Genomic DNA, 13,563 nt, shown 5'->3' with positions numbered 1-13,563 from the left:
CCGCCGGCTCACGGACCGTGCAACCCGCCAGCACTGGATGGAAAGGTATACGACGCCGACCGCACCAGACGTATATAAGCAGATGTCTCAGGAGGGCTACGACCACACGACGGTCGAAAAGCGGTGGCAGGAGGCGTGGGACGACGCCTCCGTGTATCGCACGCCGGACGAGGTGGACGATCCCACCTACGTCCTCGGCATGTATCCGTACCCGTCCGGGAAGCTCCACATGGGCCACGTCCGCAACTACACCATCACGGACGCGTACGCCCGCTTCCGTCGCATGCGCGGCGACGACGTGCTCCATCCGATGGGGTGGGACGCGTTCGGGCTTCCGGCGGAGAACGCCGCCAAGGAGCGCGACACCAACCCGCGCGACTGGACGTTCGACTGCATCGACACGATGCGCGACCAGATGCGATCGATGGGGTTCGGCTACGACTGGGACCGGGAGATCACCACCTGTACGCCCGACTACTACAAGTGGAACCAGTGGCTGTTCACTCGCTTCCACGACGCGGGGCTCGTCGAGCGTCGGGACGCCGAGGTGAACTGGTGTCCGTCCTGTGAGACCGTCCTCGCGGACGAGCAGGTCGAGGGCGACGACGAGCTGTGTTGGCGCTGTGACACGCCCGTCGAGGCCCGCGAGCTGGACCAGTGGTTCCTGTCGATTACGGAGTACGCCGACGAGCTGTTGGAGGCCATCGACGACCTGGAGGGCTGGCCGAACTCGGTGCGGCAGATGCAACGGAACTGGATCGGCCGACAGTACGGGACGACGCTGGACTTTCAGGTAAGCGAGGCGCGAAGCGCCTCGAACGGACGCGGCGAGGGAACCGAGCCGCGGGAGTACGGCCCCGTCGAGGCGTTCACCACCCGCGTCGACACGATCCACGGCGCGACGTTCTTCGCGCTCGCGCCGGACCACCCGATCAGCGAGAAGCTGGCCGCCGAGAACGACGAGGTCCACGAGTTCGTCCACCACGAGGCGGATCCGGAGGGCGACGAGCCGAACGGCGTCGCGACCGATCTCACCGCAACCAACCCCGCAACCGGCGAGGAGATCCCGGTGTTCGTGGCGGACTTCGTGCTCTCGGACGTCGGGACGGGGGCGCTGATGGCCGTCCCCGCCCACGACGAGCGCGATCACGCGTTCGCCGAGAAGATGGGCGTCGAGATCACGCCCGTCATCGCGCCCGAACCCGACGACTGGGACGGCGAGACGGTCCCCGACGCGCCCGACGTGAGCGAAGAAGCGTTCACCGCCGACGGCGTCGTCATCGATTCCGGCGAGTACAGCGGGCTCGACAGCGCGACGGCCCGCGAGCGGCTGACCGAGGACATCGAGAGCGCCGAGGAGAGCACCCAGTACCAGCTGCGCGATTGGGGTATCTCCCGACAGCGCTACTGGGGAACCCCGATCCCGGTCGTCCACTGCGACGACTGCGGTTCGGTGATGGTCCCCGAGGAGGACCTCCCCGTCGAGCTGCCGGAGTTCATCAACACGACCGGGAACCCGCTCGACGCGGCCGAGGAGTGGAAGCGGACGACCTGTCCGGACTGCGGTGAGCCCGCGACCCGCGAGACGGACACGATGGACACGTTCGTCGACTCCTCGTGGTACTTCCTGCGATACGTCTCTCCGGACGCCACCGACGTGCCCTTCGATCCGGACCGCGCGAACGACTGGATGCCGGTCGACCAGTACGTCGGCGGCATCGAGCACGCCGTGATGCACCTGCTGTACTCGCGGTTCTTCACCAAGGTGCTCGCCGACGAGGAGGGCTTACGGCACCGCGAGCCGTTCACGAACCTGCTGGCGCAGGGCATGGTCCAACTGGACGGCGAGAAGATGTCGAAGTCGGTCGGCAACGTCGTCTCCCCGCAGCGGATCGTCGAGGAGTACGGTGCGGACACCGCCCGGTTGTTCATGATGCAGGCGGCTCAGCCCGAGCGCGACTTCGACTGGTCCGAGGAGGGCGTCAGGTCGACGTACCGCTTTTTGACCCGGTTGAAGCGGCTGGTCGAGGGGTACGACCCCGAGGCGGCTGTGGAGTCGTCCGCGGCCGACACAGCGATCGCCAGCTACGTCGACGCCGAGACCGACGCGACGGTGGCGATCGCCACCGAGGAGTACGACGATCTCACGTTCAACGTCGCCTTGCGGGAGGCCCAAGAGCTGGTGGGGACGCTGCGCAGCTACGCCGATTACGCCGACCCGGATCCCGACGTGTTCGAGCGGGGACTCTCCGCCGCCGTCCGCCTGCTCGCGCCGGTCACGCCCCATCTGGCCGAGGAACTGTACGCTGAGCTCGGCGGCGACGCGAACGCCGGAGTGGACGTCGATGCCGACGAGTTCGCCGTCGACGCCGACTGGCCGACCGCGGACGTCGACCGCGAGGCCGCGGCGCTGCGTCGCCGTCTCGTCGAGAACACCCGCGAGGACGTGCGCCAGATCGTCGACGTCGCCGGCATCGAGGATCCCAGCGCCATCGACGTCGTCGTCGCACCCGACTGGAAGTACGACGCCTTGGAGATCGCGATCGACAGCGACGCCGACAACCTCATCGGCGAGCTGATGAGACACGATCACATCCGCGAGCGGGGCGACGACGCCGCCGCCTACGGACAGGATCTCCAGGCCGAACGCGAGGCGCTCTCGGCGACGCTCCCGAGCGACGAGGAGTACGAGGCGCTGACGGCCGCCGCGTGGCTGATCGAGCGGGAGTTCGACGCGCCGGTCACGGTGAAACGGGCCGACGAGGCCGACGACGGCGTGGTCCGAAAGGCCGAACCGGGCCGTCCGGCGATCGACATCAGCGAGTAGTACGCACGGGATGCGGGCGACGTCGTGGGTCCGCGAGGCTCACGGTCTCTCTCGAGTCGAAATAACACGAACGTCCCGGTGAGTTCCGACTACCGGAGCCGCTCGGCGACGAGCGCCTCGACGTCGTCGCGGAACTCGTCGACGGCGATTTCCTCTAACACGGGCACGAAGAAGCCCTCGACGAGCATGTTCCGTGCGGTCCGCGAATCGATCGAGCGGCTCTCCAGGTAGAACAGGTCCTCGGCGTCGACCTGTCCGACCGTCGCGGAGTGGGACGCCTCGGTGTCGTGGTTGTGGATGATCAGCTTCGGCGACGCGTCGGCCTCGGCGTCGTCCGACAGCATCAGCGTGTTCTCACGCTGATAGCTGGAGGTGTTCCACGCGTCCTGACCGACGTCCTGTACGCCCTCGTAGACCGAGCGGGCGACGTCGTCGAGCACGCCGCGCGTGACCAGATCGGCCGTCGTGTGCTCGGCTTTGTGCCAGACGCGGGCGTTGACGTCGAAGTGCTGGTCCTCGGTGCCGAAGAACGTCCCGACTATCTGGCTCTCGGAGCCGTCGCCGGTCAGTTCGGTCTCGACGTCGGAGCGCGTGAGCTTCGAGCCGAAGTTGCTCTCGATCCAGTCCACCGTCGCGTACGTGTCGGTCACGCCGCGCTTCAGCGAGTATGTGTACGTGTCGTCGTCGAGGTTCTGCAGCGAGCCGAACTGGACGTTGGCGTTCTCCCCGGCGACGATCTCGACGAGGTTCGAGAAGTACCGGTCTCCCTCGGCGTCGCCGTCACCCGACGATATCGACTCGAGGATCGTGATCGACGACGACGCCTCGGCGACGACGAGCGTCTGGCTGAACAGCGAGCGGGAGTTCATCTCCGCGCGGACCGTCACGTCCTCGACGTCGACGCCCTCGGGAACGTACACGAACGTTCCGGTCGTGAACAGGGCGACCGAGAGGGCGGTGAGGTAGTTCTCCTCGGAGTCGATCACGGAGCCGAAGTTCGCCTCGATGACGTCGCCGTACTCGTCGAGCGCCTCCGTGAACGGGAGGACGACGACCTCGTCGTCGCCCCCGACTCGTTCGGTCTCGTCCGACTGGTTGAGGGGGTCGACGAGCGCCTCGAAGTCGAGCGATTCCAGATCCGTCCAGCGACGGCCGGGCGTCTGGATGACGTCCGGTAGTGCCGCCGCCTCCAACGCGTTGAGGGCGTCGAGACGGGTTTCGAGGAGCCACTCGGGCTCGTCGCGTTCCTCCGCGATACGTCGTACCGTGTCCTCAGAGAGGCTCTCGATAGCTTGCGTACTCATATTATCCGAGTGAACCCTCCATCTCCAGCTCGACGAGCCGGTTGAGCTCGACGGCGTACTCGATGGGCAGTTCCTCCGTGATGGGCTCGATGAAGCCCGAAACGATCATCTGCTTTGCGTCGTCGTCGTCGAGACCGCGCGACTGGAGATAGAAGATGTCCTCGTCGCCGATCTTGCCGACCGTCGCCTCGTGAGCGACGTCGACTTTCGACTCGTTGATCTCCATGTACGGCATCGTGTCCGACGTCGACTCGTTGTCGAACATCAGCGCGTCACACTCGACGGCCGTCGAGGAATTTTCCGCGCCGTCGGCGATGTGGACGAGTCCGCGGTAGTTCGTACGGCCGCCGTCCTTCGCGATCGACTTCGACTCGATGGTGGATTTGGTGTTCGGCGCGTTGTGATACACCTTCGCGCCGGTGTCGATGTCCTGTCCCTCGCCGGCCATGGCGATCGTGATGTGGTTGTCCGACGCACCGCGGCCCTTGAGGATCGTCGAGGGGTACAGCATCGTCGCCTTCGACCCCATCGACCCGGAGATCCACTCCATGCGCCCGCCCTTCTCGGCGATGGCGCGTTTCGTGTTGAGGTTGTACGTGTTCTTCGACCAGTTCTGCACCGTCGAGTACTGGACGTGTGCGTCCTCGCCGACGAACACCTCGACGCCGCCGGAGTGGAGGTTGAACGCCGAGTACTTCGGGGCCGAACAGCCCTCGATGTAGTGGACCTCGGAGCCCTCCTCGGCGATGATGAGCGTGTGCTCGAACTGGCCCATCCCCTCGGAGTTCATCCGGAAGTACGCCTGCACGGGCATGTCGACGGTCGTGTTCTCCGGCACGTAAACGAACGAGCCGCCGGACCAGATCGCGCCGTGGAGCGCCGCGAACTTGTTGTCGCTCGGGGGGACGCACTTCGTCATGAAGTGCTCGCGGACGAGATCCTCGTGTTCACGGACGGCCTCGTCCATGTTACAGAAGATAACGCCCTTCTCCTCCCACTGTTCTTGCATGTTCTGGTAGACGACCTCGGACTCGTACTGTGCGCCGACGCCCGAGAGCGCGTTCTTCTCCGCTTCCGGGATGCCGAGCTTATCGAACGTGTCCTTGATCTCGTCCGGCAGCTCCGTCCAGTCGTCGACGCCCGCACGGACGTCCACGTCCGGGCGGATGTACGGGACGATCTCGTCGATGTCGACCTCCGAGAGGTCGGGCGCTTCGGGCCAGCCGGTCGGCATCGGCATCGCCTGGAACTGTTCGAGTGCGCGGAGCCGGCGCTCCAGCATCCACTCCGGTTCGTCTTTGTCCTCCGAGATGACGCGGACCGTCTCCTCGGTGAGGCCCTTCTCGGTCCGGAAGGCGGACTTCTCCTCCTTCTTGAACTCGAAGCGGGCCTCGGTGTCGGTCTCTTTCAGGTGGTCTTGTTCTGAACTCATGGTATTGATTTACGTTTCCGGGTGCTTATGTGTGATCAGTAATCATAACCGATTACGCCGCCTCGAACGCTTCCTCGCGGACCCAGTCGTACCCCTCGTCCTCGAGCTCCTCGGCGAGCGTGGCGTCGCCGCTCTTGACGACCTCGCCGTCGAGCATCACGTGGACGTAGTCGGGTTCGACGTACTCGAGGATCCGCTGGTAGTGAGTGATCTGGAGGATCCCCGTGCCCTGCTCGTCGCGGAGCGCGTTGATCCCCTTGGAGACGTCCTGCAGACGGTCGATGTCGAGCCCGGAGTCGATCTCGTCGAGCACGGCGATCGCGGGTTCGAGCATGGCGGCTTGCAGCACCTCGTTCTGCTTTTTCTCCCCGCCGGAGAAGCCGGCGTTGAGGTACCGCTGCATGAACTTCTCGTCCATGTCGAGCAGCTCCATCTTCTCTTTGAGGATCGACTGGAACTCGGCGACGCCGATGTCGCCGTCGTCCGTCGGCCCCTCCATCGGAGAGCTGTCGTAGCCCGTGTCCTCCGCGTCGTCGTCCGACTCCTCGTCCGCTTCCTCGCCCTCGAACAGCTCCTCACGCTCGTCCGCCTTGGCGTTGAGCGCCTGTCGGAGGAAGTTCGTCATCGTGACGCCCTCGATCTCCGCCGGGTACTGGAAACCGAGGAAGATGCCGAGCGCGGCACGCTCGTTCGGCTCCATCTCGAGGAGCGACCAGTGGTAGTCGTCGTCGTCGAGCTCCGCGTCGACGTCGGCGACGTCCTCCGCCTCGAGGTGGAGCAGGACCTCGCCGTCCGTTACCTCGTAGGCGGGATGTCCGGCGATCACTTTCGCGAGCGTCGACTTACCCGAACCGTTCGGACCCATCAGCGCGTGGATCTCGCCCGTCGCGACTTCGAGGTCGACGCCTCGAAGGATCCGTTCTCCGTCCTCTTCGGCCACCTGCGCGTGGAGGTTGTTGATCTCGAGAGTTGCCATATGTAATCTGATTCCTCGTGGCCGTTGAGAAGGGGTTCTCGGGGTTAATGGTTACGGAATCCCCCGTCCAAATAGCGAATTATAAAAAGAAATTTTTCAGATGTAGAAACGAAACTCTCGATTGACTACATAAAGGAACCGAGTCCGGTCTGTTCCTGACCGGTTTTGACCTCCTCCCACGACAGCCCGAGCGCCTCGATCACCCGCTCGATCGGCCCTTTGAGCGTCTTATCCAGCATCTTCTCCCAGTCGACCTCGAACTCCTCGGGGACCTGATCGGCGTACTCGAAGCAGATCACGTCCGGATCACGCTTGAACTCGCCGTAGAGCGGATCGCGCTGCGGGTCGAGTCCCTTCTCCGACTCCATTCGCTTCCAGAAGTCGGGGTGGACCTTCTTCAGGTAGAGCCGCTTGGGCTTCGAGCCGTTCCCGAAGTTCGTACCGAGCATGTGGTTGGCGTACTTCGCGCCGCGTACCTGCGCAGTCGGGGTCTCGTAGGCGTCCAGCTTCTTGCCGATCCCGCCCGGGATCCCGATCTCGTCGAGGTCGATGTCGCCGTCGAGCACCTCGGCGATCACGTCCACGAGGTACGACTTCACCGCCGCTAAGTCCTCGTCGATGTCGTCGCCCGTGACGATCGTCTCGATGACGTTCTGTTGGACCTCCTTCGTGATCTGTGCGATGTCAGAGCGCTTGTACTCGAAGCCGGTGATGTCGATGTCGTCGACGTCTTTTCCCTCCTTCCAGATGATGTGGCCCGCGTACCGCTTCTTCTTGCCCGCTTGGAAAAAGCGCCGGTAGAGCTTCTCGAACTCGATCTGGAAGCGGTGGATCTCGGCGTTCAACTCCTCGCGCGCGAAGTCGTCGTAGCGCTCGTTGATGTGATCCTCGATCTCGAAGGAGGTCTCGATCGCTTCCGCTTTATCGACTTCCTGTCCGAGAGACAACATGACTGAGTCGGTGTTGTGGAGCACGATTCCGCCGACGCCGTCGACGAAGTTCTCGTTCTCAGCGACGCTCAGATCGTAGACGTATCCGTCGTGATCTACCTCCTCGACGACCGGGTCTCGGCCGCCTCTGTAGTAGTCACACGTTCGAATTGTGTAGCTCCTTTTGCTCTCCCTGTACTTCAGCGAGTGCTTCTCTCCGCGCTGCGTGAGAAGCGTAGAGAGACCCGCCGCGAGCTCTCGGCTCGTCGTCTCGAAGTCGAAGTTCTGCTCGCAGTACTCAGCCGTGTATCGCGGGAATTCACGCGACCCGTCGCCCGCAACGAGCACGTCGACGAAGAGCTGTTGGAGGTCGTCGGGGAGATTAAACACGAACCCGGGGATCCGTTTTCCCCGGGACGTTTGCCCGGCGAACTCACGGAAGAACACCGCCGAGAGCTCGTTCATCATCTGGAGTTTGTTCGTACCATCGTCGTACGTCACCGATTGAACCCCGCTATCGGTTTTGTACTCGACGGTTCGATCGTCGGACGCGTCCGACGCGATGACACTCGCAGTCGCCCCGTCGAACAGACGCTGGTAGTCCTCCCGGAGACCCTCCAGCCATTCCGTTCTGGATTCGGCGATACTCGCACCGAACTTGGAATCGGTCGTCTCGATCGTCGAGGCACTCCCTTCAGTAACGTACGCGGCGAGCAAACGGATGAACGCCCGTCCGTCATCGGAGTCCAAGTCGACGTATCGCTGTACCTTGATGCTCTTCTCTATCGTGTCGTGATGCTTGTGGCCGAACCAGACCCAGTCGTCGTCCGCGTGGACTCGCTTGACTTTCGTTTCCGCGTCCTCACTGCCGACGCTTCGCCCGTCCTCGTACTCCCGCGTGTATCCCTCCAGCACGTCGTACACGTCGATCCTCTCCACCGTTTCGACCTCGGGGAGACCGGGTACCCGAAGCGGCTCTTCGACCTCCTCCGGCTTCGCTTCGACGAGGTCGCCGTCGTCTTCGACGACGTACGAGTGGTCTCTGGTCGTCGTCGACTCGCCGAACTTGTGCTGGAGAGTGACCACCGGCTTGTCGGTCTCGTGCCGGATCACCTGCTCGATCGGCTGCCACTCCGGTTCGCCGTTCTCGGTCACCGAAAGCGCCTCCCACCCGTCCACGCGACGTCGTTCCTTGTCTATCGACACCGAAGCGACCGATCCGCCGTCGGCAGTAATAAGCACGTCTTCGTTCGCGGTTGCGTCAGAGCGTTCGAAGAGGTCAGCAATCGGAAGAATCCGAACGGTCCCGTCCGGATCGCGCACGACGACGGGCCTGTCACCCGTGACGCTGTCCCCATACGCGACATCGTGGCCTAGCTCGTTAGCCGCCTCCTCGGTGAAGTCGATGACTTCGCGACCCGTCGCTGTGACGGCTGCTGCACCCTCTTTGTCGTACAGGCGGAATCGATCCCACCCCGTCACGCCGTAGAGCGATTGACCGACGAACTGGAACGTTCCGTTCCGCCCTGCGAGGAGCGTGTGATTGTCCTCGACGGTCACACAGTAAACGCCGTCTTCGGCCTCGCTCCGCGAGCCGCTCCGATGCATCCGAAGCGTGTTCTTCGCGTTTTCTGCGACGTAGATCCGCCAGCTCCCGCCGTCGTGACTGTAGCTCGCGGTGATCCCGAGATGCGCACACAAACGGAGCACGCCGTCCCGCAACTCGTCGCTCGACGTCGTGTATCGCCACGATCCGGTCCGGCGGTCGCCGTCGCCGTCGATCAGCGTTTCCAAGAACGCGCGCTTCTGCGCCCTCGTCGCCTCGAAGACACGCTCTGGTATCCGTTTCTCGAAGCTCCCGTCTCCGCAGCGGTCCCGGAGGAGGCCTCCGAGCAGTTTCGACGTGAACTGGTAGCAGCGCTCGTCGACGTCGTAGTCCAACCCCATTCGATCGAGAAGCTCGCCGATCGTCGCGTGGTCGGAGTCGCCGCCGTCCGCCACGGCACCCTGTGCGATCCTCACCGTGGTCGCGGAACCACGAAGCCCGTCATCAAGTTGCTTCTCCTCGGACGTGTACACGTTTCCTTCCGTGACGTACCACGCGAGCAGTTCGAGGAAGTCGTCGCCGTCGAACGTCCGCGGGACCCATTTTCGCCCGGACTCACGGTGAATGAAGCTCCGTTCACACACCGACTCGACGTACTCGCGGTGTTCCTCGAACTCCGAAGCCGTGAACACGTAGCCGGTCCGTCCGACATCCGCCTTCGGAACGCGTCGAGGCGTCCAACCGAGTTCAGCGGTGAACGTGTGACCGTGGACGCTCGGCCGGACCCACACTTCGTACTCGTCATCGACGAGTTCGGTCAGATCGACCTCATCGATCCGCTCACCGTCCGGTCCGTCCCAATCATGGGGGAGTTCGTAGTCGGTCGCCCGATCGAGATCGCCGGCCTCCACGAAGCTATACCCGTCTTCGGTGATCCCGTTCGTCTCGTTCTTCCGGACCAGCATCCGGTGGTTCGGCGTCACTCGGAAGTCGATCTTCGAGGTCTCGATGTCGACGAGTTCGCCCCGGTAGTCGGGGTACGCGTGGGTCTCCTCGACGGTCTTGACCTCCATCTCCTCCGTGTCGGGGTCGAGCGAGTACACGGCGTCGCCGACCTCCAACTCCGTGATCGACCGAACGCCTTCGGGAGTCACGACCTCGGTATCCGGCGTAAAGCAGTTCATAATAACCTTGACAGCTCCCTGCTGTCGGTCGTACTGCTCGTAGGGTTCGGTGCCGGGGTCGTGATCGTTCCGGAGCGCCTTTTTTGCTTCGCGCTCGGAGAGGAGCTCGTCGACCATCTCGCGCATGATCCCGTCCGGCTCCTTCCGGAAGTGGGTCCCGTTGGGCGCGACGTACGTTTCCCCGTCGTACTCGTCCGCCTCGACTTTCGTCTCCGGGCCGGCGTTGATCGTCACCATGCACATCGGGTAGAGGCTTTTTAAGTCCTGTACCGTCACCATCTCCTTGACGCCGGTGATCGGATCGAAGACGGCACCGCCCTCGAACTCCTCCGACTCCTGTTGGCCCTTCGTCGGGAGCGCGAACTTCCCGAACGCTTTGTGAAGGACGTACATGTCGACGGTGTCGCCGGGCGTCGGCGCGTCCTCGATCTTACACCCGACGAACGTTCGCACCTCGTCCCAGAAGGCGATCACGTCCTGCGCGCGGTCGATCTCGACGCACAGTTCCACGTCGCGGATGCTGTACTCCAGCAGCCGTTCGGGGTCTTGCTCCCAGAGATCACCGATGTCGCCCGTGTACCGCTCCTTGCCGACGCCGAGTTCGCGCTCGCCGACCGCGTCGAGCCGGTACGACTCCAGTTCCGTGAACATCGTGCGCTTGTACGCGTACAGCAGGTCGAAGACGACCCGGCCCTTGATGTCCGGGCCGCCCCAGCTGGAGCGCCACACCTCGCCGATCCGGGAGAGGCGGTCGATCGAGAGGTCGTGCTCGCTGCCGGTCTCCTCGTCGAGGACCTCCATGCGATCGAGGAGATACGGTGCGTCGAAGTCCTCGAAGTTCCACCCAGTCATGAGATCGACGTCGGTGTCGTCGATGTACTCGACGAACGCGTCCAACATTGCGGCCTCCTCGTCGAACGTCTCGACGCGGAAGTTGAGCGCTTGATCGGCGACGATCCCCTCGTAGTCGGGGAGATCCTGCGGCGGTGGCACCTCGGCTTCCGGCGCGTCGTAGAGCCAGACGACGTACTCGTCGTCGTAGGAGTCGTGGCTCGTGAGACAGATGATCGGCTCCTCGCCGTCCTCGGGGAAGCCGCGGCGGTCGTCGACCTCGATGTCGAAGGTGTTCACTCGCATCTCGGCGTCGACCTCGGCGGGTTCGAGGTGGCCCTCGTGGACCTGGATCGTCCCCGAGCCGTCGTCGAGCCGGCGCTCCTCGACGCGGAGGCCGCCCGTGAGTCCGTTGTCGATCAGAAAGCGGTTCGGAAAGAGGATGTCCGCCTCGAAGGAGTTCTCGAAGTCGTCGCGGATGTTCCCGACGTCGCGGGGCGTCCGGGTGATGATCCGGGTGAGCGGCTCGCCACGAATGCTCTCGTAGGGCTCGCCGTCCGGTCCCTCCTCACGGGTTCCGATGACGACGTCGTACGACTCGACGGGATCCGCGTCGAGGTCGGCGGTCGGGACGTAGAAGTACGGCTCGACGCCCAGTACGCGGACGTGCTCGTGTTCGTCGTCGCCGCCCTCGACCGGCCGGCGACCGAACACGTGGACGACGGGGTACTCGTCGCTGCCGTATCCCTCGACGGCGTAATCGATCTGGGTGATCATCAGGTCGACGGTCCCTGTCGATTCCGGGAACTTCGCCTCGTCGAGATCGACGACGTCGCTGACGTGACCGCGACCGCCGCCGGCGACGACCTGCGCCTCCTCGGCGGCGATCGCCGCTCGCGACGCCGCGCCGTCGCCGTCCGCGGCGTCGGGAGCTGAGAAGTCCGAAAGACCCGACTGGTTCATGGCGGTCCTTCGGCGTACCGTGCTAAAAAGCTCGGCTTTCGGGTCCAGCGATGAGCCCGGCTTTCGGATCCAGCGATGAGCCCGACCACGGAAAGGCATTTATTATGGTATCTCATACCAGACTTCGTGACCTCGAATCCACACGCGGACGACGAGACGCACCGCTCGGGCAACCGTGACGCGGGCGACGCCGAGGTGGAGGTGTACGAGGACGGCGGGAGCGTGGTGCTTTTCGACGCCGCGAATCCCCTCGCGTGGGTCGAGGCCAGCCGAACCGTTCGGCTCACGGACGCCGCCTAATACGGACCGCTGGGCCGACGGCCGATCCAAGCGTGACACAACCCCTTTTGCTTCGCAACACCGTAGGTCGGTTCGTGAACCCGTTCGACGAGGACGACGAGGGCGATATCTCCATCGGCGAGAGCTCGGCCGCCGAACGCGAGATGACCCCGGACATTCCGAAAGCGCCCTCGGTACGGACGTTCGACAACGACGGTGACTTCAGCGCCGCTGCGGACGTCGATCAGGATACCCTCCGGGCGTTCGTGCTCGCCGTTATCTACGCGAACGCGGCCCTTCTCCTCGTCAGCCTCGGCCCGATGGTGTGGTACTTCGAGGGATGGACGCGGGTCGGTCCCGCCCTGTTCGTTATCGGGATACTCGCCGGAATCCGGACGTACCAGACGTATCGTGGGTGGGAGCGGTCTCGGGACGAACGGGATGCGGACGGAAACGACGAGGGAGGCGACACCGACCTCCACGACGACGCCCAAGGACCGGACGACGACGCCGGCCTCCACGACGACGCCCAAGGACCGGACGACGACACCGACCTCCACGACGACGCCCAAGGACCGGACGGCGGCCGTGACGGAGAGAAGACGCCGATCCCGGAACGGTAATCCGTCGGCCGACCGTTTTCAGGCCATGCAGACGGTTCGTGACGCCGACGGCGCGACGTATCTCCTCGTGAAGCGGTCCGAGGAGTCAAGCCGGGTTCGAGACCCAGCGACGGGAGCGGAGCGCTACGTCGACAACGCGGAGCTCACGGTCGTCGACGGCGCGTCGGCGCTCGCGACCGCGGCGGCCGGCGTGCCGGAATCCCTCCGCCGTACGATCCGTGCCGTCCACGACGACCGGGCGTTGGGACTGCTCGTCGTGATCGTCGACGAGGGGCCGCTGTCCGTGCTCGGACTGATGGATCGCGTCGACCTGTGCGAGTCGGACCTCCACGGCCGACTCGCGGAGTTCCGCGCCGCCGGACTGATCGACGAGACGGAGGTCTCCGGACGACGAGGCTACGAGGCCACGGCGATCGCGGAGGACGGCGTCCGGCTACTTCGCCGAAGCGACTCCGGAGAGCCATAAGAAGAGCCGACTCCGTTTAAATAAGTAATATTTGGCATATGTGGGCCCCGATCACGGTCAGTACGGACACAGCGGCGATCGATGACGGGAGTGAGTATTGCAGTTCGTCGGTCGCGACATAGTATTTAAATGGCCGTGAGTAGCGGCGACGGACGCTTATAAACGAACGACGCGGTGGCGCGTGCCTCCGAGCGCCCACCAGG

At 64.2% G+C, this 13,563-nt stretch carries 8 protein-coding genes; 4 read left to right on the top strand and 4 right to left on the bottom strand.

The features are described 5' to 3' along the window. Positions 1-82 precede the first annotated feature (82 nt). The gene (gene leuS / locus ACNSN7_RS05920) at positions 83-2,827 is read left to right on the top strand and encodes a leucine--tRNA ligase (RefSeq protein ID WP_418281354.1); all 2,745 of its coding nucleotides are present in this window, start codon (positions 83-85) and stop codon (positions 2,825-2,827) included. 89 nt (positions 2,828-2,916) lie between these two features. On the opposite strand, the gene sufD is transcribed toward leuS, so the two are convergent. The 4 genes from sufD to ACNSN7_RS05900 all read right to left on the bottom strand — a co-directional run bounded on the left by sufD (position 2,917) and on the right by ACNSN7_RS05900 (position 11,992). Next, positions 2,917-4,131, bottom strand: a complete 1,215-nt coding sequence (gene sufD, locus ACNSN7_RS05915) for a Fe-S cluster assembly protein SufD (protein WP_418281353.1) — start codon at positions 4,129-4,131, stop codon at positions 2,917-2,919. 1 nt (position 4,132) lies between these two features. Then, entirely contained in the window at positions 4,133-5,563 is a 1,431-nt protein-coding gene (sufB, locus tag ACNSN7_RS05910) for a Fe-S cluster assembly protein SufB (RefSeq protein ID WP_418281352.1), read from the bottom strand. A 52-nt stretch (positions 5,564-5,615) separates the two neighbouring features. Continuing rightward, on the bottom strand, positions 5,616-6,539 hold the full coding sequence (locus tag ACNSN7_RS05905) for an ABC transporter ATP-binding protein (RefSeq protein ID WP_418281351.1): 924 nt from the start codon (positions 6,537-6,539) through the stop codon (positions 5,616-5,618). A 125-nt stretch (positions 6,540-6,664) separates the two neighbouring features. Next, positions 6,665-11,992 (bottom strand): DNA polymerase domain-containing protein, encoded by a 5,328-nt coding sequence (locus tag ACNSN7_RS05900; RefSeq protein WP_418281350.1) that lies wholly within the window; start codon positions 11,990-11,992, stop codon positions 6,665-6,667. Positions 11,993-12,118: 126 nt separating this feature from the next. On the opposite strand from ACNSN7_RS05900, the gene ACNSN7_RS05895 reads away from it, so the two are divergent. From ACNSN7_RS05895 to ACNSN7_RS05885, 3 genes are all read left to right on the top strand, one after another. Beyond that, positions 12,119-12,292, top strand: coding sequence for a DUF7331 family protein (locus tag ACNSN7_RS05895; protein WP_418281349.1), 174 nt, complete (start codon positions 12,119-12,121; stop codon positions 12,290-12,292). Between the two features lie 74 nt (positions 12,293-12,366). Next, a complete protein-coding gene (locus ACNSN7_RS05890) occupies positions 12,367-12,894 on the top strand; it encodes a DUF7322 domain-containing protein (RefSeq protein ID WP_418281348.1) in 528 nt (175 codons plus the stop codon). A gap of 25 nt (positions 12,895-12,919) precedes the next feature. Beyond that, positions 12,920-13,360 (top strand): DUF7346 family protein, encoded by a 441-nt coding sequence (locus ACNSN7_RS05885; RefSeq protein WP_418281347.1) that lies wholly within the window; start codon positions 12,920-12,922, stop codon positions 13,358-13,360. Positions 13,361-13,563 lie beyond the last annotated feature (203 nt).

Origin of the sequence: Halorubrum rarum (assembly GCF_048380895.1) — an archaeon.
Taxonomy (GTDB): domain Archaea; phylum Halobacteriota; class Halobacteria; order Halobacteriales; family Haloferacaceae; genus Halorubrum.
This window is presented reverse-complemented; position numbering and strand designations above follow the sequence as displayed.

Coding starts and splice junctions, on each gene's coding strand:
- ACNSN7_RS05885 (WP_418281347.1), top strand. CDS start 12,920: ATGCAGACGGTTCGTGACGCCGACGGCGCGACGTATCTCCTCGTGAAG.
- ACNSN7_RS05900 (WP_418281350.1), bottom strand. CDS start 11,992: ATGAACCAGTCGGGTCTTTCGGACTTCTCAGCTCCCGACGCCGCGGAC.
- sufD (WP_418281353.1), bottom strand. CDS start 4,131: ATGAGTACGCAAGCTATCGAGAGCCTCTCTGAGGACACGGTACGACGT.
- ACNSN7_RS05905 (WP_418281351.1), bottom strand. CDS start 6,539: ATGGCAACTCTCGAGATCAACAACCTCCACGCGCAGGTGGCCGAAGAG.
- leuS (WP_418281354.1), top strand. CDS start 83: ATGTCTCAGGAGGGCTACGACCACACGACGGTCGAAAAGCGGTGGCAG.
- sufB (WP_418281352.1), bottom strand. CDS start 5,563: ATGAGTTCAGAACAAGACCACCTGAAAGAGACCGACACCGAGGCCCGC.